General features: G+C 64.6%; 17 protein-coding genes. 9 read left to right on the top strand and 8 right to left on the bottom strand.

The annotated features are described in order from the left end of the window. From pcaF to pcaR, 5 genes are all read right to left on the bottom strand, one after another. Positions 1-1,201 (bottom strand): 3-oxoadipyl-CoA thiolase (gene pcaF / locus ACQ4N9_RS24040; RefSeq protein WP_430933884.1); only part of this gene is annotated, 1,201 nt, incomplete at its 3' end. Beyond that, positions 1,198-1,977, bottom strand: coding sequence for a CoA-transferase subunit beta (locus tag ACQ4N9_RS24035; protein ID WP_390967129.1), 780 nt, complete (start codon positions 1,975-1,977; stop codon positions 1,198-1,200). The genes ACQ4N9_RS24035 and pcaF, both read right to left, overlap by 4 nt. Beyond that, entirely contained in the window at positions 1,974-2,834 is an 861-nt protein-coding gene (locus ACQ4N9_RS24030; protein ID WP_125462761.1) for a CoA transferase subunit A, read from the bottom strand. The genes ACQ4N9_RS24035 and ACQ4N9_RS24030 overlap by 4 nt, the downstream gene beginning before the upstream one ends. A gap of 319 nt (positions 2,835-3,153) precedes the next feature. Then, complete coding sequence (locus tag ACQ4N9_RS24025; RefSeq protein WP_110993728.1) at positions 3,154-4,500, bottom strand: MFS transporter; 1,347 nt, start codon at positions 4,498-4,500, stop codon at positions 3,154-3,156. 363 nt (positions 4,501-4,863) lie between these two features. Next, positions 4,864-5,733 (bottom strand): pca regulon transcriptional regulator PcaR, encoded by an 870-nt coding sequence (pcaR, locus tag ACQ4N9_RS24020; protein ID WP_125857563.1) that lies wholly within the window; start codon positions 5,731-5,733, stop codon positions 4,864-4,866. 575 nt (positions 5,734-6,308) lie between these two features. Between pcaR and ACQ4N9_RS24015 the strand changes: the two genes are divergently transcribed. Both ACQ4N9_RS24015 and ACQ4N9_RS24010 read left to right on the top strand, forming a co-directional pair. Beyond that, on the top strand, positions 6,309-6,515 hold the full coding sequence (locus ACQ4N9_RS24015; protein WP_390967128.1) for a hypothetical protein: 207 nt from the start codon (positions 6,309-6,311) through the stop codon (positions 6,513-6,515). Positions 6,516-6,822: 307 nt separating this feature from the next. Then, positions 6,823-8,295, top strand: a complete 1,473-nt coding sequence (locus tag ACQ4N9_RS24010) for an inorganic phosphate transporter (protein ID WP_110993725.1) — start codon at positions 6,823-6,825, stop codon at positions 8,293-8,295. Between the two features lie 75 nt (positions 8,296-8,370). Here the strand turns inward: ACQ4N9_RS24010 and ACQ4N9_RS24005 are convergent, their stop codons facing one another. The 3 genes from ACQ4N9_RS24005 to ACQ4N9_RS23995 form a co-directional block, all read right to left on the bottom strand. Further along, positions 8,371-9,192: an ATPase gene (locus ACQ4N9_RS24005; RefSeq protein ID WP_390967127.1), complete on the bottom strand. Its 822-nt coding sequence runs from the start codon at positions 9,190-9,192 to the stop codon at positions 8,371-8,373. A gap of 87 nt (positions 9,193-9,279) precedes the next feature. Further along, complete coding sequence (locus tag ACQ4N9_RS24000) at positions 9,280-10,275, bottom strand: NAD-dependent epimerase/dehydratase family protein (RefSeq protein ID WP_390967126.1); 996 nt, start codon at positions 10,273-10,275, stop codon at positions 9,280-9,282. Between the two features lie 49 nt (positions 10,276-10,324). Further along, on the bottom strand, positions 10,325-11,215 hold the full coding sequence (locus tag ACQ4N9_RS23995; RefSeq protein WP_125462755.1) for a LysR family transcriptional regulator ArgP: 891 nt from the start codon (positions 11,213-11,215) through the stop codon (positions 10,325-10,327). Between the two features lie 125 nt (positions 11,216-11,340). On the opposite strand from ACQ4N9_RS23995, the gene ACQ4N9_RS23990 reads away from it, so the two are divergent. From ACQ4N9_RS23990 to ACQ4N9_RS23960, 7 genes are all read left to right on the top strand, one after another. Next, on the top strand, positions 11,341-11,940 hold the full coding sequence (locus tag ACQ4N9_RS23990) for a LysE/ArgO family amino acid transporter (RefSeq protein ID WP_430933879.1): 600 nt from the start codon (positions 11,341-11,343) through the stop codon (positions 11,938-11,940). 296 nt (positions 11,941-12,236) lie between these two features. Beyond that, on the top strand, positions 12,237-12,833 hold the full coding sequence (locus tag ACQ4N9_RS23985) for a superoxide dismutase (RefSeq protein ID WP_125857558.1): 597 nt from the start codon (positions 12,237-12,239) through the stop codon (positions 12,831-12,833). Positions 12,834-13,100: 267 nt separating this feature from the next. Beyond that, positions 13,101-15,152, top strand: coding sequence for a putative bifunctional diguanylate cyclase/phosphodiesterase (locus ACQ4N9_RS23980; protein ID WP_125462751.1), 2,052 nt, complete (start codon positions 13,101-13,103; stop codon positions 15,150-15,152). A 148-nt stretch (positions 15,153-15,300) separates the two neighbouring features. Then, a complete protein-coding gene (locus tag ACQ4N9_RS23975) occupies positions 15,301-16,638 on the top strand; it encodes an imelysin family protein (RefSeq protein ID WP_258645057.1) in 1,338 nt (445 codons plus the stop codon). 267 nt (positions 16,639-16,905) lie between these two features. Further along, entirely contained in the window at positions 16,906-18,333 is a 1,428-nt protein-coding gene (locus ACQ4N9_RS23970) for a di-heme oxidoredictase family protein (RefSeq protein WP_390967124.1), read from the top strand. A 20-nt stretch (positions 18,334-18,353) separates the two neighbouring features. Next, positions 18,354-19,418, top strand: a complete 1,065-nt coding sequence (locus ACQ4N9_RS23965) for an imelysin family protein (RefSeq protein ID WP_347151834.1) — start codon at positions 18,354-18,356, stop codon at positions 19,416-19,418. 2 nt (positions 19,419-19,420) lie between these two features. Continuing rightward, positions 19,421-20,518, top strand: coding sequence for a DUF1513 domain-containing protein (locus tag ACQ4N9_RS23960; RefSeq protein ID WP_322359443.1), 1,098 nt, complete (start codon positions 19,421-19,423; stop codon positions 20,516-20,518). The last annotated feature ends 82 nt before the right edge of the window (positions 20,519-20,600 follow it).

Genomic DNA, 20,600 nt, shown 5'->3' with positions numbered 1-20,600 from the left:
CCCGCTCGATGGCCAGCGCCAACCCCTGACCAACACCCACACACATGGTCGCCAGGCCTTTACGCCCGCCAGTCTTCTCCAACTGGTGCAAGGCCGTCAGCACCAGCCGCGCGCCACTCATGCCCAGCGGGTGGCCGAGGGCGATGGCGCCGCCATTGGGGTTCACCTGCGGCGCATCATCCGCCACACCCAGTTCGCGCAGCACCGCCAGGCCCTGGCTGGCGAAGGCTTCGTTGAGCTCGATGACGTCGAAGTCGGCCACGGCCACTCCCAAGCGCTCGGTCAGCTTGCGCACCGCCGGCACCGGGCCGATGCCCATCACCCGTGGCGCCACACCGGCGCTGGCCATGCCCAGCACCCGGGCACGTGGAGTCAGGCCGTGTTTCTTCACGGCTTCGGCCGAGGCGAGGATCAGCGCAGCGGCACCGTCGTTGACGCCCGAGGCATTGCCGGCGGTGACGGTCTTGTCCGGGCCATTGACCGGCTTGAGCCGGGTCAGCGCTTCGAGCGTGGTGTCCGGGCGCAGGTGCTCGTCATGCTCGACCAGGGTCTCGCCCTTTTTATGGGCAATGCGCACCGGCACGATCTCTTCGGCGAAGAAGCCGGCGGCCTGTGCAGCACCCGCCTTCTGCTGGCTGCGCAGGGCGAAGGCGTCTTGGTCGGCGCGTGAAACCTGATAATCGTCGGCGACGTTGTCGGCCGTCTCGGGCATGGCATCGACGCCGTACTGGGCTTTCATCAGCGGATTGATGAAGCGCCAGCCGATGGTGGTGTCTTCCAGTTTCATGTTGCGCGAGTAACCGCTCTCGGCCTTGCCCATGACGAACGGCGCACGCGACATCGACTCGACACCGCCGGCGATGGCCAGCTCCATCTCGCCGCTGGCGATGGCGCGGAAGGCGGTGCCGATGGCATCCATGCCGGAAGCGCACAAGCGGTTGAGGGTCACGCCCGGCACACTCTGTGGCAAGCCGGCCAGCAACAGGGCCATGCGTGCGACGTTGCGGTTGTCTTCACCGGCCTGGTTGGCACAGCCGAAGAACACTTCGTCGAGCTGGTCCCACTGCACGCTCGGGTTACGCTCGATCAGCGCCTTGAGCGGCACCGCCGCCAGGTCATCGGCGCGCACGCCGGCCAGGGCGCCGCCAAAACGGCCGATGGGGGTGCGGATGGCGTCACAGATGAATACCTCACGCATCAGGCTTCTCCTGCCACTTGCCCATGGGCGGCGGAGGTGCGGGCTTCGAGCTCGCGCAGCGCGGTCAGCTCGACCTCGCTCGGCGCCGCAGTTTCCTGGGCGTTGTCGGCAAAACGGATCGCCCAGCCGGTGGCGTTGATGATCTGCTCGCGGGTCACGCCCGGGTGAATCGAGGTCACGACAAATTCATGAGTACCGGCTTCCGGCTCCATGATGCACAGGTCGGTGATGATGCCGACCGGCCCTTCGCCCGGCAGGCCCAGGCGCTTGCGCGAGTCGCCGCCTTCGCCGTGGCCGACCGAGGTGATGAAGTCGAGCTTGTCGACGAACGCCCGCGGCGACTGTTTGAGGATGATCAGCACCTGCTTGGCGGAACCGGCGATCTCCGGCGCACCACCAGCACCCGGCAGGCGGGTTTTCGGCGCGTGGTAGTCACCCACCACGGTGGTGTTGATGTTGCCGAAGCGGTCGACCTGGGCGGCGCCGAGGAAGCCCACGTCGATGCGCCCGCCCTGCAGCCAGTAGCGGAAGATTTCGCCGGTCGGCACCACGGTGTCGGCGGTTTCCGCCAGTTCACCGTCACCGATCGACAGTGGCAGCACGCTGGGCTTGGCACCGATCGGGCCGGACTCGTAGATCAGCACCACGTCGGGCGACGAGGTCAGGCGCGCCAGGTTGGCGGCCTTGGACGGCAGGCCGATGCCGACGAAGCAGACAGCACCGTTGCGCAGGCGACGGGCGGCGGCGACGGTCATCATTTCGGAAGTGGAGTAGCTCATTGCGCGGCCTCCGCGGTGCTGGCCAGCTTGGCCTTGAATTCAGTGAAGTCGGTGGTGCCACGGATGTAGGTGTCGATCCAGGCGCTGAAGGTTTCACGGTTGCGGGCAATCGGGTCCCAGGCCTGGTAGAAGCGGTTGTCGCGTTCGTAGTAACCGTGGGCGTAGGACGGATGGGCGCCGCCCGGCACCAGGCACACCGCGCTCAAGGCCCAGGTCGGCAACACGCAGGCGTTCATCGGTGCGTTGAGGTCATCGACGATCTCTTCGACGGTGACGATGCAGCGCTTGGCCGCCAGGGCCGCTTCCTTCTGCACGCCCAGGATGCCCCACAGCAGCACGTTGCCCTTGCGGTCGGCCTTTTGCGCGTGGATCACGGTGACGTCCGGGCGTACCGACGGCACGGCGGCGAGCACTTCGCCGGTGAACGGGCAAGTGACACTCTTGATCAACGGGTTGACCTTGGGCAGGTCGGAGCCGGCGTAGGCGCGCAGCACCGCGAACGGCAGGCCGGAAGCGCCAGCGACATAGGCGTTGGCCAGGTCGGCGTGGCTGTGCTCTTCGATCTCGATGGCATGCGGCCACTGCTTTTCCACCGCATCGCGCAGGCGGTGCAGCGAACCCACCCCGGGGTTGCCGCCCCAGGAGAAGATCAGCTTGCGCGCGCAGCCGGCACCGATCAGCTGGTCGTAGATCAGGTCCGGGGTCATGCGCACCAGGGTCAGGTCGCGCTTGCCCTGGCGGATGATCTCGTGACCGGCGGCGGTCGGGATCAGGTGGGTGAAGCCTTCGAGGGCGACGCTGTCGCCATCCTGGATGAACTGCTTCACGGCATCGTGAAGCGAGAGGATTGCTGCCATTGGAGACTCCTGGTCAGGACGAGCCGGGTCGGTGAGCAGCGGGCCCATGCGTCGCTGCGATGGGCCCAGATTAAGGAGACTGGCGGGGCGGTTACAATCCGATAATCGCACTTTTGTGCGATTATCGAACCATTTGTTATCCTGCTATCCATATGCCTCAAATCGGCAGGATCCCTGTAGGAGCGGCTTCAGCCGCGAACACCGGCAAAGCCGGTGCCATTCACCGCGTCGCTTGCTTCGCGGCTAAAGCCGCTCCCACAGGCGGCGCCCTCCGCCACTGCGCAGGGCTTGCCGGCGAAAAGGCTGCACCAGAAGTCCCTCAGGTCGCGTCGGCGTGGCTCACCAGCCCCTTGACCACCACCCCCACGGTCGCCAACGCCGCCGGCACCAGCAGTGCAGTGAGCACCTGCTCGAAGTTCCAGCCCAGCCCCAGCAAGGTCGCCCCGCTCCAGGCGCCGAGGATCGCGCCGAAACGGCCGATGCCGAGCATCCACGACACGCCGGTGGCACGCCCTTGGGTGGGGTAGAAGCGCGCCGCCAGCGACGGCATGGCCGACTGCGCACCGTTGACGCACATGCCCGCCACCAGCACCAGGGTCGCCAGCAGAGTGATGTTGCCCAGGCTCTGCCCCACCGCGTAGGCGAACACGCCGGCCAGCAGGTAGAAGATGCCGATCACCTTGTGCGGGTTGAAACGGTCCATGGCCCAACCTACGCCCACCGCGCTGAGCACGCCACCGAACTGGAACAGCGCGCCGATGAACGCGGCCTGCTCCATGCTCGCGCCGCTGTCGCGCATCAGCGTCGGCAGCCAACTGGTCAGCAGGTAGACGATCACCAGGCCCATGAAATAGGTCAGCCACAGCAGCACGGTGCCCAGGCCGTAAGTGCCGGAGAAGATCACCGCGAACACGTTACGTGCTGCCACCGCCTTCTGCTCCGGCACACTGAAGCTCGCCGCCTGGGCAACCACCTGGGGGGCGATCGGCGCCAGGGTCTTGCGCACTTTGTCGGTACCACGGTTGCGCACGACCAGGAACCGCGCCGACTCCGGCAGCCAGACCAACAGCACCACGGCCAACAACAGCGGCAGCACGCCACCGATCACCAGCAGGCTGTGCCAGCCGTAGGCCGGGATCAGCTTGGCGGAGATGAAGCCACCGCCGGCCATGCCCAAGTTGAAGCCGCAGAACATGCTGGTCACCAACAACGACTTGAGGCGCTCGGGGGTGTACTCGGAGAGCAGCGTCGTGGCATTGGGCATGCCTGCGCCCAGGCCCAGGCCGGTGAGGAAACGCAGCACCAGCAACTGGTCGACGTTGGTTGCGTAGGCAGAGGCCAGGCTGAAGCCACCGAATACCAGCACCGCGCCTACCAGCACGCCCTTGCGCCCGAAACGGTCGGCCAGCGGCCCGGAGCCCAGTGCACCGAACACCATGCCGATCAGCGCGGCACTCATGACCGGGCCGAGGCTGGCGCGATCGATCCCCCACTCCTGGGACAGTGCAGGGGCAATGAAGCCCATCGCGGCAGTGTCCAGGCCGTCGAGGAAGACAATCAAGAAGCACAGAATCACCACGCGCCATTGATACCGGGACAGTGGCTGGTCGTTGATGAACGACTGAACGTCGAGGCAGTTGCCGACGGTTGATTGCGGTTTGTTCATTGTTGTTATCCGGAAGATAGGCGCAGGCAGGCTACTGCGTACAGCAAAGCGCAGGAACGATAAGTTTCGCAGGGAAACAGCGGACTGGGTTCAGCCGGAGTTGAGCGGTAGCGTGCGCGGGTGCGGCCGCGACAGCAAAAGATGCGTATTCATCGAAGGAGCCCTTTTGGCCTGTTGTTATTGTCAGGTCGGCACAGCCGACTTGTGCGACAGACATTAATCAGCGGGCCGGGCCTGCGCAATTCGTCGAAGACGACATTGTGCGTTTATCGCACAGGAAACTTTCGTACTGTTCGATTCTGGTGCATTCGCAAGGCTTGTTGTGGGAGCGGCGTTGCGCCACTCCCACGGATGACTGCGCAATCAGCCAAACAGCTGATGGCAAAGATCCCGGCTGGCCGCCAGCAAGATCGGCAGGAAGCGTTGCTCCAGCTCACTGCGGCTGACCCGCCCGACATGGGTACTGACGTTCAGCGCCGCCAGCACCTGGCCGGAGGCGTCATAGATAGGCACGGCAATCGAGCGCAGGCCTTGCTCCAGCTCCTGGTCGACCACGCACCAGCCCTGCTCGCGCACCTGCTGGATACAGGCGAACAGCGACTGCGCATCGTGCAGGGTACGGCTGGTGCGGGCCTTGAGGTCGGCGCGGTCCAGATACTCGTGCAGGCTGGCATCGTCCAGCGCGGCCAGGAGAATGCGCCCCATCGACGTGCAATAGGCCGGCAGGCGCCCGCCAACCGAGAGGTCGACCGAAATCAGCCGCTCGACGGTGGCCGAGCGTGCGATGTAAAGAATGTCGTCGCCTTCGAGCGTGGCCATGTTGGCCGCTTCGTGCAGCTGGTCGCTGATGCGGTCCAGGTAGGGCTGCGCCGAAACCGCCAGCGGCGTCGAGGACAAATAGGCGTGGCCGAGGGTGAGCACCTTGGGCAGCAGTGAATAGGTACGACCGTCGGTCGTCGCGTAGCCGAGCTTCATCAGGGTGTGCAGGCAACGGCGCACGGCAGCCCGGGGGATCTCAGTGCGGTGGCTGATCTGGGCGATGGTGAGGTGGCGCTTGCGCTCCTGGAACGCCTGGATCACCGCCAGGCCACGGGCCAGAGAGGTCATGAAGTCCGGGTCACCGGTGAAAGCCTGGATGCGCTTGGCCGCCGACGCCACGATCGGCGGGGCCATGGCCGGCGTGGTACTGCGCGCGGGGTCGTTGGCCACCGGGCCGCTGGTTTCATCGCTCATGGAGCTACCTCATAAAAACGCTGGTTCGTGCGATTATCGAACGAACGGCCGATAATCGCAATTGACCGCTGACACTTTTGCTTATACCTTTCCCCTGCCACATGTGGCTTCTTTGGAGAGACTGGTCAGGTACCCACCGTAGAAGTCCCAGGCAACGGCCTCGCCCACCCGCGAGGCCGTTTTTATTTCAACCACCCTGAGCTGAACTTTAAACCTGGCGGATTGAACTTATAGTGGCTGCCCACAGACTCACAGGGTGCTGACGATAACAACTTGCAGGGCATTGTCAGCAGGCGGAAAAGAACGATGGCCTTCGTTCGGGCTGTTGCTATAATCGCTACTGTTGATTGTCTGCCATTAAAGTGGATCCATCAGCTAACTTTCGTCGCTTGATGACCTTCAAGCCACCGCCCCGGTTTGGCTTGCCCGCTGTTGAACAACGGCACTTTCAGCGTGCCTTGAACTTGCCACCCTCGGCATCGCTGCGACGGACATCTCGCGTTGGCCGCTTACGCCGGCACATCCAATGTGCAGGTCTGTGCCAATGCCAAACTTCAAACTCTTCAGGTATGACTGTGACGAAAGAAGAACTGCGCGCGGAACTCGAGCGACAGGCTGAACGTTACAAGGATGTATACGGTGGCGAAGTCACCACCTATGCCGCACAACCCGACCCGGAACGTAAACCCTGGCGCAAGCGCGCAAGCATTCGCGACCAGGCGTTCGCCCAGGAGCTGGAAAAGATGGAGAAGGATCTGCACAGCGACGACGAACGCAGCTGAGCGACATCACCGCGCCATCAGTCAGCGACCGTCGGCGCGGCGGCATCTTTACCGAAACACCGTGGGTGAAATGGATTTTCACAAATTTCATACGACTGTTTGAGCGAATTCCCACGCAACGACTTCAACTCAAATCGTTGATTTTTAGGGAATTTTGCTAATTTTTCCTGCCTGTTCGCGGCTAGCAACCCGCAAACGACCACGCCCCTGAACGTGCGGTCATCCGTCATCGATCTGTGGCAGGTGCATCGATTTGCAGGGTTTTCTGGCATAATCCCGCCCCCCTAAAGACCGCCAGACAACCTTCATGATCGATTTATTCAGCGGACTGGATGCCTGGGTCGTCGTGAGCCTGATGCTCGCTCTGACCTTCGTTCTCGCCTTCGAGTTCATCAATGGCTTTCATGACACCGCCAACGCGGTAGCCACTGTCATCTATACCAAAGCCATGCCACCGCACCTGGCCGTATTCTTCTCCGGGGTGTTCAACTTCCTCGGGGTGCTGCTCGGCGGCGTCGGCGTGGCCTATGCCATCGTCCACCTGTTGCCGGTGGAGCTGCTGATCAACGTGAACACCGGCCACGGCCTGGCCATGGTCTTCTCGTTGCTGGCCGCGGCCATCACCTGGAACCTTGGCACCTGGTACTTCGGCATCCCCGCGTCCAGTTCGCACACCCTGATCGGTTCGATCCTCGGCGTGGGCCTGGCCAATGCGCTGATCAGCGATATCCCGCTGGGCGATGGCGTCAACTGGCAGAAAGCGATCGATATCGGCATGTCGCTGGTGCTTTCGCCCATGGCCGGCTTCGCCGTTGCCGCACTGGTGCTGCTGGGCCTGAAATGGTGGCGCCCGCTGTCGAAGATGCACAAGACCCCGGATCAGCGCCGCAAGCTCGACGACAAGAAACACCCGCCGTTCTGGAACCGCCTGGTGCTGGTGATCTCGGCCATGGGCGTGAGCTTCGTGCACGGCTCCAACGACGGCCAGAAAGGCATCGGCCTGATCATGCTGGTACTGATCGGTATCGTTCCGGCCAAGTTCGTGCTCGACCTGAACAGCACCACCTACCAGATCGAACGCACCCGCGACGCCACCATGCACTTGAGCCAGTTCTACGAGCGCAATGCAGCGACGCTGGGCGAGTACCTGGCCTTGGGCAAGGCCAAGTCGGCCGACCTGCCGGAGCAGTTCAGCTGCAACCCGCAGCAGACCGAACCGACCATCGCCGCGCTGCAATCGTCGTTGCAAGGTGTGACCGACTACCGCGCCCTGAGCGCCGAAAAGCGTGTTGAAGTACGCCGCTACCTGCTGTGCCTGGACGACACGGCGAAGAAGGTCGGCAAGCTGCCAGGCCTCGAGCCGCGCGAAAAGGCCGACCTCGAGAAGCTGCGCAAAGACCTCACCGCCACCACCGAGTACGCGCCGTTCTGGGTGATCGTCGCCGTCGCCCTGGCCCTGGGCCTGGGTACCATGGTCGGCTGGAAGCGCGTGGTACTGACCGTCGGCGAGAAGATCGGCAAGCAGGGCATGACCTATGCCCAGGGCATGTCGGCACAGATCACCGCCGCCTGCGCCATCGGCATGGCCAACATCTTCAGCCTGCCGGTGTCGACCACCCACGTACTGTCGTCAGGCGTGGCCGGTACCATGGTCGCCAACAAGAGCGGCCTGCAAGGCGGCACCGTGAAGACCATCCTGCTGGCCTGGGTACTGACCCTGCCGGCGACGGTGGGCCTGTCCGCCGGCCTGTTCTGGCTTGCTATCAAAGCCATGAGCTGAACACCGTGGTCATGAAAAAAGGCGCCTTCGTGCGCCTTTTTTCATGCTTCGGGCAAGCGCCCGACTGCGCAGGTATCAGGGACGTGCGTTGATCTGCTGCTGCAGGTTCTGGATCTGACTCTGCAGCGTATTGATGCTGCGGGTGGTCTGCCCGCGGAACGCATCGAACTCTTGCACCGAGGCGCCCCCGGCCGATTGCGCCGAACGGTTGTCAGCCTGGCTCTTGAGCACCAGCACATCCTGTTCCAGGCTCTCGATCGCCGCGCTCGGGTTGCGCTTCTTCAGGGCCTCCACCTCGCTGCTCAGGCTCTTCAGCTGACCATCGAGCTTGCCACCGTCGAGCTGGCCCGACTTCAACGCCGCCAGTTCCGTATTCACGGCCTTCAATTGCGCTTGCAGTTGCCCCTGCAGCTCGGTCACGGCTTTCTGCTGCTCACGGGTATCCGCCAGTACCTGTTCCAGACGCTTGCCCAGGTCGCCTGCCTGGCCGGCAACGCCCTGCTGCTGCTTGCCCTGCTCGGCCAGGTTGGCCTGCAACTGGCGGATCTGCAGTTTCAACGCTTCGCTGCCGGTCGAACTGGTCGACTCGCTGGCGTCGACCTTGCCGCTGATCGCCTGCAGGCGCCCGGCCGCTTCTTCACTGATACGGGCAAAGCTTTCCTGGGTGGCTACCAGTTGCTGCTCCAACAGCGAGATCTGCTGAAAACTCCACCAGCCCAGCCCGGCCAGGCCAATGAACGAGGCGCCCAGCAACGCCCATAGCGGGCCATTGCTGCGCGGCTGCGCGGCCTTCTGGCGGCTGCGCGCGACATGGGCGGGCAACAGCTCATCGTCATCCTGGGTGCCGGCGCGCAGGGCGGGCACGTCGTCGAAATCGTCGTGGGCGTCGTTACGCATGGGTGCATTCAACCACTGTGGTAGCAAAGAGGCATGAGTATAAACCGCCAAGGCGGCGCACTGCAGACCATCATCCCGGCAGCAGGTTCACTGGTTGCCTGGTTGCGCTTTCCACCAATGACAGAATTCATCCAGCGCGGCCCAGGTGTCGGTCCTCGGGCGGTAGTCCAGGTACTGGCGGGCACGGCTGATGTCGAGGGTGAAGTCCTTGCTCATCACCTGCATCGCGGTACGCGTCAGGGTCGGCTGCGGGCGCCCTGGCCAGAGCAGGCAGGCGGCCTCGTTGACCGCCGCCAGGCTGTAGGCCAGGCCGAAACTGCGATAGCGGGTGACCTGCGGCAGCTGCATCTGACGCATGACGTAATTCACCACATCCCACAACGGCAATGGCTGGCCGTTGCTGATGTTATAGGCCTGCCCCAGCGCCGGTGCCTCGGCGAACAGCGCGCTGAGCAACGCTTCGTTGAGGTTGTGCACGCTGGTGAAATCGACCTTGTTCAGACCGTTGCCGATGATCGCCACACGCCCCTTGCGCTGCATGCGCATCAGCCGCGGGAAAATACTGGCATCGCCAGCCCCGGTGACGAAGCGAGGCCGCAGGGCCAGTACCTCCAGGCCGAATTCCTGGGCACCAAACACCTTCTGCTCGGCCAGGTGCTTGGTCAATCCGTAGTGGTCGTGAAAGCGCCTTGGCACCTGCTCTTCGCGGATATCACGCTGGGAACGGCCATTGAAGTAGATCGACGGCGACGACAGGTGCACCAGGCGCCGCACATGTTCCTTGATGCAACCTTCGACCACGTTCTCGGTGAGCACCACGTTGCCCTGGTAGAAGTCCTGGTAACGCCCCCAGTTGCCCACCGCTCCGGCGCAGTGCACCACCGCATCGACGCCCTGGCACAGCCGCCGGGCCAATTCGGCGTCACCCAGGTCGCCGGGGATGAACTGCGCGCCGCGCTTGACCAGGTGTTCCACACCCTCCGCCCGCCGGCCATTGACCCGTACCTCAAGGCCCTGCTCCAGGGCAAAGCGCGCAAAGCGCCCGCCGATGAAGCCGCTCGCGCCGGTGACCAGAATTCGCATGTAACACTCCGCCTTGCCAGATTTCAGATGCAGCAGACGCCGGCCAGGCCTACAAGGGCACCAGCCAGTCCCGCGCCGAATGGCGCAGGTGCTCGGTCAGCTGGGCGAGCAGTTGTCCGCCGTTGCGCCAATGATGCCAGTACAGCGGCACGTCGATGGGGGTATCGCTGCAGATTTCCACCAGTTCGCCACGGCTCAACTGCTCGGCCACCTGGCGCTCCGGCACCAGCCCCCAGCCCAGGCCCGCCTCGGTCATGCGCAGGAAACCTTCGGACGAGGGGCACAGGTGGTGCAGGAAACCGTCCTGGATACCCAGCGATGCCAGGTAGCGATGCTGCAGGAAATCGTCCGGGCCGAACACCACCGCCGGCGTGCGCGCCAGCCGTGCCACCTCGAAGCCGTTGGGGAAGTAACGCGCCATGAACGCGGGGCTGGCCAGCGCCCGGTAGCGCATCGCCCCCAGCGGCATGCTCCGCGCCCCGGCCACCGGCCGCTCGCTGCCGCACAGGCAGGCCGCCACTTCACCGGCGCGCATGCGCTTGAGGCCGACATCCTGGTCTTCCACCACCAGGTCCAGCAGCACCTGCTGCTCGGCACAGAACGCCCCCACAGCCCCCGCCCACCAGGTCGCCAGGCTGTCGGCATTGAGCGCGATGCGCAGGCGCTCAGGCATGCCCTCCTCGTCCAACGCCGGTACCTGGCGTTGCAGGTCGCGCTCCAGCAGGCGCACCTGCTGCACATGGTTGAGCAACTGGCGGCCGACCTCGGTGGGGCTGGGCGGCGTGGCCCGTACCAGCACCGGCTGGCCGACCCTGGCCTCGAGCAGCTTGATGCGCTGGGAGATGGCCGATTGCGACAGCCCCAGCACTTGGGCGGCGCGCTCGAAGCCCGCTTGTTCGATCACCGCGGCGAGGGCGGCGAGCAGCTTGTAGTCGAACATCGATTTCTCTAATGAGTGATCAGCTCTATTTGTTTTTCTTATACAGCCGAGGGCGCCACAATGGCCACATCTTTCTTGGCAATCAACACCGGCCTCTGCGCCGGTGTCAGTGGAGTGTTGGCGCTATGTGGCAAAGCTATCTGAACGGCATGCTGGTGGCCTTCGGCCTGATCATGGCCATCGGCGCGCAGAACGCCTTCGTCCTGGCCCAGAGCCTGCGTCGCGAACATCACCTGCCGGTGGCGGCGCTGTGCATCGTCTGCGATGCGCTGCTGGTGGCCGCCGGGGTGTTCGGCCTGGCCACGGTGCTGGCGCATAACCCGACGCTGCTGGCAGTGGCCCGCTGGGGCGGCGCGGTGTTTTTGATCTGGTACGGCGCCAAGGCTTTGCGCAGCGCCTGCTCCAAGCAAAGCCTGCAGCATCGGGAGGGCCAGGGCGTGCGCTCGCGCCGTGCGGTGCTGCTCAGCGCGCTGGCGGTGACCTTGCTCAACCCGCACGTCTACCTGGATACGGTGCTGCTGATCGGCTCGCTCGGCGCCCAGCAGACCGTGCCTGGCGCCTACGTGGCCGGTGCCGCCAGCGCGTCGCTGCTGTGGTTCACCACCCTGGCGGTGGGCGCTGCGTGGCTGGCGCCATGGCTGGAACGGCCGGCGACCTGGCGGATGCTGGACCTAATGGTGGCGGTGATGATGTTCGCGGTGGCCGCTCAGCTGGTTTTCAACTGACGATACACAGTGTGGGAGCGGGTTTACCCGCGAATGCGGCGGTTGATGCAACATCGCATTCGCGGGTAAACCCGCTCCCACGTGTACACATCGACAATGACCCCACAGCCCGCCGGTCAGCCGCGCCAACCGCTCTGGAACCTCTATTCCCTATAGTTGTTGCGTGGTTATGCGCAAGACCGGGTGCTATGATCCAGCCCTTGCGTCGCAAAGAGTACAAACTCGCCGACGCTCACCGGGCCGCCCGTGATCGGCCTTGCGCAAACCGCGAACAGACCTGAATCAGGAGATCCACCATGGCTTTTGAATTGCCGCCGCTGCCGTACGCCCACGATGCCCTGCAGCCGCACATCTCCAAGGAAACCCTGGAGTTTCACCACGACAAGCACCACAACACCTATGTCGTGAACCTGAACAACCTGGTCCCAGGCACCGAATTCGAAGGCAAGACCCTGGAAGAGATCGTCAAGACCTCTTCGGGTGGCATCTTCAACAACGCCGCTCAGATCTGGAACCACTCCTTCTACTGGGAATGCCTGTCGCCAAACGGCGGCGGCCAGCCGACCGGCGCCCTGGCTGATGCCATCACCGCCGCTTTCGGTTCCTTCGACAAGTTCAAGGAAGAGTTCACCAAGACTTCGGTCGGCACCTTCGGTTCCGGCTGGGGCTGGCTGGTGAAGAAGGCTGACGGTTCCCTGGCCCTGGCCAGCACCATCGGCGCCGGCTGCCCGCTGACCAGCGGCGACACCCCGCTGCTGACCTGCGACGTCTGGGAACACGCCTACTACATCGACTACCGCAACCTGCGTCCGAAGTACGTCGAGGCGTTCTGGAACCTGGTCAACTGGAAGTTCGTTGCCGAGCAGTTCGAAGGCAAGGTCTTCACCGCCTGATCAGCCAGGCATTAAAAAAACCCGGCAGCCGCCGGGTTTTTTTTCGCCTTTTTTTCGCGCGTTGTCTGCCTTTGTGCTCTTGCTCAGCACGCAGAGCGCGCTAACATCAATTTTCTGGAAAGTTGATGCAGCACACTCAAGTCGCATGGCCGTTCAACCGATATAGAGCCAAGGGCAATTCCGTCGATGGGCGGGCAATCGGTCGATAGTCTTATTGCCAGGATTGATGGCAAAATAATGGCATGCGCATGGATTAAGGAAACCCCTTTGAAGCTGGAATTTCGCAACAGCTTGTCGGTGAAGTTGCTCAGGGTTGTGCTGCTCTCGGCGTTGGCGGTCGGCGTCGTGCTCAGCTGCGCGCAGATCGTCTATGACGTCTACAAGACCCGCCAGGCCGTGAACAGTGACGCCCAGCGCATTCTCGACATGTTCCGCGACCCTTCCACCCAGGCGGTGTACAGCCTCGACCGGGAAATGGGCATGCAGGTGATGGAAGGCCTGTTCCAGGACGAATCGGTGCGCATGGCCTCCATCGGCCACCCCAACGAAACCATGCTCGCGGAAAAATCCAGGCCGCTGCAGGACATGTCCATGCGCTGGCTGACCGACCCGATCCTTGGCCAGGAGCGCACCTACACCACGCAACTGGTCGGCCGCGGCCCGTACAGCGAATACTACGGCGACCTGAGCATCACCCTCGACACCTCCAGCTACGGCGAAGGCTTTTTGATCAACGCCGTGATCATCTTCATTTCCGGGGTATTGCGCGCCCTGGCCATGGGTCTGGTGCTGTACCTGGTGTATCACTGGCTGCTGACCAAGCCGCTGTCGAAGATCATCGAGCACCTCACCCAGATCAACCCCGACCGCCCCAGCCAGCACCAGATTCCGTTGCTCAAGGGCCACGAGAAGAACGAACTGGGCATCTGGGTCAATACCGCCAACCAATTGCTGGCGTCCATCGAGCGCAACACCCACCTGCGCCACGAAGCCGAGAACAGCCTGCAACGCATGGCCCAGTACGACTTCCTCACCGGCCTGCCCAACCGCCAGCAGTTGCAGCAGCAGCTGGACAAGATCCTCGACGACGGCGGCCGCCTGCAACGGCGCGTGGCCGTGCTGTGCGTGGGCCTGGACGACTTCAAGGGCATCAACGAGCAGTTCAGCTACCAGGTTGGCGACCAGTTGCTGCTGGCCCTGGCCGACCGCCTGCGCGCCCACAGCGGCCGCCTGGGCGCCCTGGCCCGCCTGGGGGGCGACCAGTTCGCCCTGGTGCAGGCCAATATCGAACAACCCTACGAAGCCGCCGAACTGGCCCAGAGCATCCTCGACGACCTCGAAGCGCCGTTCGACCTCGATCACCAGCAGATCCGCCTGCGCGCCACCATCGGCATCACTCTGTTCCCCGAGGACGGCGACAGCACCGAGAAGCTGCTGCAAAAAGCCGAACAGACCATGACCCTGGCCAAGGCCCGCTCGCGCAACCGCTACCAGTTCTACATCGCCAGCGTCGACAGCGAGATGCGCCGGCGCCGCGAACTGGAAAAAGACCTGCGCGAAGCCCTGCCGCGCAACCAGTTGTACCTGGTTTACCAACCGCAGATCAGCTACCGCGACCACCGCGTGGTCGGCGTCGAGGCACTGCTGCGCTGGCAGCACCCGGAGCTGGGTATGGTGCCGCCGGACCAGTTCATCCCGCTGGCCGAACAGAACGGCAACATCATCACCATTGGCGAATGGGTCCTCGACCAGGCCTGCCGCCAGCTGCGCGAGTGGCACGACCTGGGCTTCAGCGAACTGCGCATGGCGGTCAACCTGTCCACCGTGCAACTGCACCATAACGAGCTGCCGCGGGTGGTCAACAACCTGCTGCAGGCCTACCGCCTGCCACCGCGCAGCCTGGAGCTGGAGGTCACCGAGACCGGCCTGATGGAAGACATCAGCACCGCCGCCCAGCACCTGCTCAGCCTGCGCCGCTCCGGCGCGCTGATCGCCATCGACGACTTCGGCACCGGCTATTCCTCGCTCAGCTACCTGAAGTCGCTGCCGCTGGACAAGATCAAGATCGACAAGAGCTTCGTCCAGGACCTGCTCGACGACGACGACGACGCCACCATCGTCCGGGCCATCATCCAGCTGGGCAAGAGCCTGGGGATGCAGGTCATCGCCGAAGGCGTGGAAACCGCCGAGCAGGAGAGCTACATCATCGCCCAGGGCTGCCACGAAGGTCAGGGCTACCACTACAGCAAGCCGCTGTCGTCGCGCGAGCTCACCGCGTTCCTCAAGCAGGCGCAGCGCAACCAGGTCTCGGTGCTGTAACCCCCGCCACACATACCGATGCACCGCAAACGGGCGTTTGCATGAAATGCGCGCCCGCCCCTTTACAGCAAATGCAAATCTTTCGCATGATGTTGCGGTTTCGCGTGCCACGCCGCACGGTCCAACCACACGACGCAGGAAACCAATAATGATTCGTATGCCTCTGGCCTCCGCCAGTCTGCTCGCCATCGCCATCGCCCTCGCCGGTTGCGGCGAAGGCAAGAACGACAAGGCCGCCGCGCCGCAAGCCCAGGCACCTGCCGCCGCCAGCACCACCGCCGCCGCACCGGGCGCGGTCGACGAAGCTGCCGGCAAGGCCGTGGTCAAGCATTACACCGAGATGGTCTACGCCGTGTACAGCGACTCGCTGAGCACCGCCAAGCAGCTGCAAACCGCAGTGGACGCGTTCCTCGCCAGCCCCAACGACCAGACCCTGAAGGCCGCGAAAGAAGCCTGGGCCGCCGCCCGCGTACCGTACCTGCAGAGCGAGGCGTTCCGCTTCGGCAACACCATCATCGACGACTGGGAAGGCCAGGTGAACGCCTGGCCCCTGGACGAAGGCCTGATCGACTATGTCGACAAGAGCTACGAGCACGCCCTGGGCAACCCGGCCGCCGGCGCCAACATCATCGCCAACACCGAAATCCAGGTTGGCGAAGACAAGGTCGACGTCAAGGACATCACCCCCGAGAAGCTGGCCAGCCTGAACGAGCTGGGCGGCTCCGAAGCCAACGTCGCCACCGGCTACCACGCCATCGAATTCCTGCTCTGGGGCCAGGACCTCAACGGCACCGGCCCTGGCGCGGGCAACCGCCCGGCGTCGGACTACCTGGAAGGCAAAGGCGCCACCGGTGGCCACAACGACCGCCGCCGCGCCTACCTGAAATCGGTCACCCAGCTGCTGGTCAAGGACCTCGAAGAGATGGTCGGCAACTGGGCACCGAACGTTGCCGACAACTACCGCGCCACCCTGGAAGCAGAGCCGGTCAACGACGGCCTGCGCAAGATGCTGTTCGGCATGGGCAGCCTGTCCCTGGGCGAACTGGCCGGCGAGCGCATGAAGGTCTCGCTGGAAGCCAACTCGCCGGAAGACGAGCAGGACTGCTTCAGCGACAACACCCACTACTCGCACTTCTATGACGCCAAGGGCATCCGCAACGTCTACCTGGGCGAGTACACCCGCACCGACGGCACCAAGCTGAGCGGCCCGAGCCTGTCGTCGCTGGTGGCCAAGGCCGACCCGGCCGCCGACGCCACCCTCAAGGCCGACCTGGAAGCCACCGAAGCCAAGCTGCAGGTGATCGTCGACCACGCGCTCAAAGGCGAGCACTACGACCAGTTGATCGCTGCCGACAACGCTGCCGGCAACCAGATCGTGCGTGACGCCATCGCGTCGCTGGTCAAGCAGACCGGCGCGATCGAGCAGGCCGCAGGCAAGCTGGGCATCGACAACCTGAACCCGGACACCGCTGATCACGAGTTCTGATCGACGCGTTGACGGTTGATGCAAAGAGGCGGCCTTCGGGTCGCCTTTTTTTACATGTTTCACCCACACAAATCCCTGTGGGAGCGGGATTACCCGCGAATCAGGCGACTCGGTACCTGGCACCGGCTATGCCGGTGTTCGCGGGTAAACCCGCTCCCACAGGGTGCACGACATGTCCGCTATTTCATCCAGCAATTGCAAATTGCTCTTATTCAAAAACAGCCGGCCTGATAAGCTTGCACGCCGGTTTTTCGCCCACGCCCAGGATTGTCGATGTCCTTGCTCCGCCTAAGCCCCCTGCTGCTGGCCTTCACCCTTGCCGCCTGTGACGACGCCCCGCGTTTCACCCAGGCCGAGCCCGGTGAAGCCCTCTCCGGCGGCCAGGCAACGGTGCAGCGCAGTGACCGCAACGCCTTCTCCCTGCCCTCGGCCAACCTCAGCCCCGAGCGGCGCCTGGACTTCGCCGTGGGCAACAGCTTCTTTCGCAGCCCCTGGGTGATCGCCCCGTCCACCACCACCGCCCGTGATGGCCTGGGCCCACTGTTCAACACCAACGCCTGCCAGAACTGCCACGTGCGTGACGGCCGCGGCCACCCGCCGGAGCCCGGCGATAGCAACGCGGTGTCGATGCTGGTACGCCTGTCGATCCCCGATCAGCCCTACTACGCCCGGGTTATCGAACGCCTGGGCGTGGTGCCTGAGCCGGTGTATGGCACCCAGCTGCAGGACATGGCCGTGCCCGGCGTGACGCCGGAGGGCAAGGTACGGGTGAGCTACGACAGCCAGACCGTCACCTTCAAGGACGGCCACCAGGTCGAGTTGCGCCGCCCCACCCTGCAGATCACCCAGCTCGGCTACGGCCCGATGCATCCCGATACCCGCTTCTCGGCCCGCATCGCCCCACCGATGATCGGCCTCGGCCTGCTCGAAGCCATCGCCGAAGCCGACATCCTGGCCAACGAAGACCCGGATGACCGCAACCACGACGGCATCCGTGGCCGTGCCAACCGGGTCTGGGACGACGCCCAGGGCAAGACGGTGGTCGGCCGCTTCGGCTGGAAGGCCGGGCAACCCAACGTCAACCAGCAGAACGTGCATGCCTTCGCCGGTGACATGGGCCTGACCAGCACGCTGCTGCCCAAGGACGACTGTACCCCGGCCCAGGTCGACTGCCTGGCCGCGCCCAATGGCGATGGTGCCGATGGCGAAAAAGAGGTCAGCGACAACCTCCTGCGCCTGGTCACCTTCTACACCCGCAACCTGGGCGTGCCGGCCCGCCGCGACGTCGCGGCCCCGCAGGTACTGGCCGGCAAGAACCTGTTCTACCAGGCCGGTTGCCAAAGCTGCCACACCCCGCAGTTCACCACCGCCGCCGATGCCGCCGAGCCCGAGCTGGCCAACCAGGTGATACGCCCTTACAGCGACCTGCTGCTGCACGACATGGGCCCGGGCCTGAGCGACGAGCGCACCGAGTTCGCCGCCAACGGCCAGGACTGGCGCACCCCGCCCCTGTGGGGTATCGGCCTGAGCCAGACCGTCAGCAGCGACGCCCGCTTCCTCCACGATGGCCGTGCCCGCGACCTGCTCGAAGCCGTGCTCTGGCACGGCGGCGAAGCCCAGGCGGCGCGCGACCAGGTACTGACGTTCAATGCCGAGCAGCGCGCCGCGCTGCTGGCCTTCCTGAATTCACTTTAAAACGCGCTAAGGAGCCGGGCATGTTCCGACCCAAACTGTTGTTCACCAGCCTCGCCGCACTCGCCCTCGGCGCCTGCTCGCCGCAGGACCCGCAAGCCGTGACCTCCGCCGCCATCGCCAAGCAGGTGATCCTGCCGACCTACAGCCGCTGGGTCGAGGCCGACCGCGTGCTGGCCGCCAGCGCCCTGGCCTACTGCGAAGGCAAGACCTCGCTGGACAGCGCCCGCGCCGACTTCCTCAACGCGCAGAAAGCCTGGGCCGAACTGCAACCGCTGCTGGTCGGCCCGCTGGCCGAAGGCAACCGCGCCTGGCAGGTGCAGTTCTGGCCAGACAAGAAGAACCTGGTGGGCCGCCAGGTCGAGCAACTGGTCAATGGCGACAAGCCAGTCGATGCCGAGGCACTGAGCAAGGCCAGCGTCGTGGTGCGCGGCCTGTCCGCCTACGAGTACATCCTGTTCGACAGCAAGCCGGACATGGCCACGGCCGAACAGAAGGCGCGCTACTGCCCGCTGCTGGTGGCGATCGGCGAACACCAGAAGGTGCTGGCCGAGGACATCCTCAAAACCTGGAACAGCACCGACGGCATGCTGTCGCAGATGACCAAGTTCCCCAACCAGCGCTATGCCGACTCCCACGAAGCGATCGCCGACCTGCTGCGCGCCCAGGTCACCGGCCTGGACACCCTGAAGAAGAAACTCGGGGCGCCAATGGGCCGCCAGAGCAAGGGCATCCCGCAACCGCTGCAGGCCGAAGCCTGGCGCAGCCATTCCTCGCTCAAGAGCCTGGAAGCTTCGCTCAAGGCCGCCCAGACCGTCTGGGTCGGGGTCGACAACCAAGGCCTGCGCGGCCTGCTGGGCAAAGACCAGGCGGCCCTGGCACAGAAGATCGACGACGCCTACGCAGCCACCCTCAAGCTGCTGGCCGACAACCAGAAGACCCTCGGCGAGTTGCTGGCCGACGAAGCCGGGCAGCAGGCGCTGAACCAGATCTACGACAGCCTGAACGTCCTCCATCGCCTGCATGAAGGGGACCTGGCCAAGGCGCTCAACATTCAGCTGGGCTTCAACGCCAACGACGGTGACTGATCATGCTGCGACGCCAGGCGATCAAACTCGGTAGCGTACTGCTCAGCGCCCTGACCCTGGGCGGCTGGAGCCTGCTGCGCAACAAAGGCAGCGAGCCCTTGCTGCTCTCGGCGCGCGACGATGGCGACGGCAAGCACTACGCCGTCGGCTTCCGCCTGGACGGCACCCAGGTGTTCAGCACCCAGGTGGCCCAGCGTTGCCACGCGATCATCAACCACCCTGAACTGCCTATCGCCCTGTTCGTCGCCCGCCGGCCCGGCACCGAAAGCTACCTGATCGACCTGCGCGACGGGCGCCTGCTGCAAACCGTCACCTCGCAGCCGCACCGCCATTTCTACGGCCATGCGGTGATCCACAAGGGCGGCGAATGGCTGTACACCACCGAGAACGACACCACCGATCCTGGCCGTGGCGTGCTGGGTGTGTACCGCTTCGAAGGTGAGCGCCTGGTGCACACCGGCGAGCTCTCGACCCACGGCATCGGCCCCCACGAACTGGCCTGGCTGCCCGACGGCGAGACGCTGGTGGTGGCCAACGGCGGTATCCGCACCGAGGCCGAAAGCCGGGTAGAGATGAACCTCGACGCCATGCAGCCGAGCCTGGTGCTGATGCAGCGCGACGGCACCCTGCTGAGCAAGGAAACCCTGGCCCAGCAGATGAACAGCGTGCGCCACCTGGCGGTCGGCGACGACGGCACCATCGCGGCCTGCCAGCAGTTCATGGGCGGCTCGGAAGAGACTGCCGAGCTGCTGGCGATCAAACGCCCCGGCGAGCCGTTCAAGGCCTTCCCGGTGCCCGAGCGGCAGCTGCAGTCGATGGCCCAGTACACCGCCAGTGTCGCCATCCACAGCGACCTGCGCCTGGTGGCGCTGACCGCGCCACGGGCCAACCGGTTGTTCATCTGGGACCTGGACAGCGGCGCGGTGAAGCTCGATGCGCCGATGCCCGATTGCGCCGGGGTGGGGGCGGTGCAGGATGGTTTCGTCGTGACCTCCGGGCAGGGGCGTTGCCGCTTCTATGACTGCCGCAAGGCAGAGCTGATCGGGCAACCGATGAACCTGCCGTCCGGGTTCTGGGACAATCACCTGCATCTGGCCTGATTGTTCGGCCCTATCGCCGGCAAGCCGGCTCCCACAAGAAGCCATGCGCTGTCCCTGTGGGAGCCGGCTTGCCAGCGATGAG

It is taken from the genome of Pseudomonas sp. ES1 (assembly GCF_050586605.1).
Taxonomy (GTDB): Bacteria; Pseudomonadota; Gammaproteobacteria; order Pseudomonadales; family Pseudomonadaceae; genus Aquipseudomonas; species Aquipseudomonas sichuanensis.
The sequence above is the reverse complement of the archived record's forward strand: the minus strand, read 5'-3'. Positions and strand labels throughout refer to the sequence as shown.

Bases quoted from the DNA above. Each gene is read 5' to 3' on its own strand.
- ACQ4N9_RS23965 (WP_347151834.1), top strand. From the start codon at position 18,354: ATGTTCCGACCCAAACTGTTGTTCACCAGCCTCGCCGCACTCGCCCTC.
- ACQ4N9_RS23995 (WP_125462755.1), bottom strand. From the start codon at position 11,215: ATGTTCGACTACAAGCTGCTCGCCGCCCTCGCCGCGGTGATCGAACAA.
- ACQ4N9_RS23990 (WP_430933879.1), top strand. From the start codon at position 11,341: ATGTGGCAAAGCTATCTGAACGGCATGCTGGTGGCCTTCGGCCTGATC.
- ACQ4N9_RS23985 (WP_125857558.1), top strand. From the start codon at position 12,237: ATGGCTTTTGAATTGCCGCCGCTGCCGTACGCCCACGATGCCCTGCAG.
- ACQ4N9_RS23960 (WP_322359443.1), top strand. From the start codon at position 19,421: ATGCTGCGACGCCAGGCGATCAAACTCGGTAGCGTACTGCTCAGCGCC.
- ACQ4N9_RS24000 (WP_390967126.1), bottom strand. From the start codon at position 10,275: ATGCGAATTCTGGTCACCGGCGCGAGCGGCTTCATCGGCGGGCGCTTT.
- ACQ4N9_RS24025 (WP_110993728.1), bottom strand. From the start codon at position 4,500: ATGAACAAACCGCAATCAACCGTCGGCAACTGCCTCGACGTTCAGTCG.
- ACQ4N9_RS24035 (WP_390967129.1), bottom strand. From the start codon at position 1,977: ATGAGCTACTCCACTTCCGAAATGATGACCGTCGCCGCCGCCCGTCGC.
- ACQ4N9_RS24005 (WP_390967127.1), bottom strand. From the start codon at position 9,192: ATGCGTAACGACGCCCACGACGATTTCGACGACGTGCCCGCCCTGCGC.
- ACQ4N9_RS24010 (WP_110993725.1), top strand. From the start codon at position 6,823: ATGATCGATTTATTCAGCGGACTGGATGCCTGGGTCGTCGTGAGCCTG.
- pcaR (WP_125857563.1), bottom strand. From the start codon at position 5,733: ATGAGCGATGAAACCAGCGGCCCGGTGGCCAACGACCCCGCGCGCAGT.
- ACQ4N9_RS24030 (WP_125462761.1), bottom strand. From the start codon at position 2,834: ATGGCAGCAATCCTCTCGCTTCACGATGCCGTGAAGCAGTTCATCCAG.
- ACQ4N9_RS23975 (WP_258645057.1), top strand. From the start codon at position 15,301: ATGATTCGTATGCCTCTGGCCTCCGCCAGTCTGCTCGCCATCGCCATC.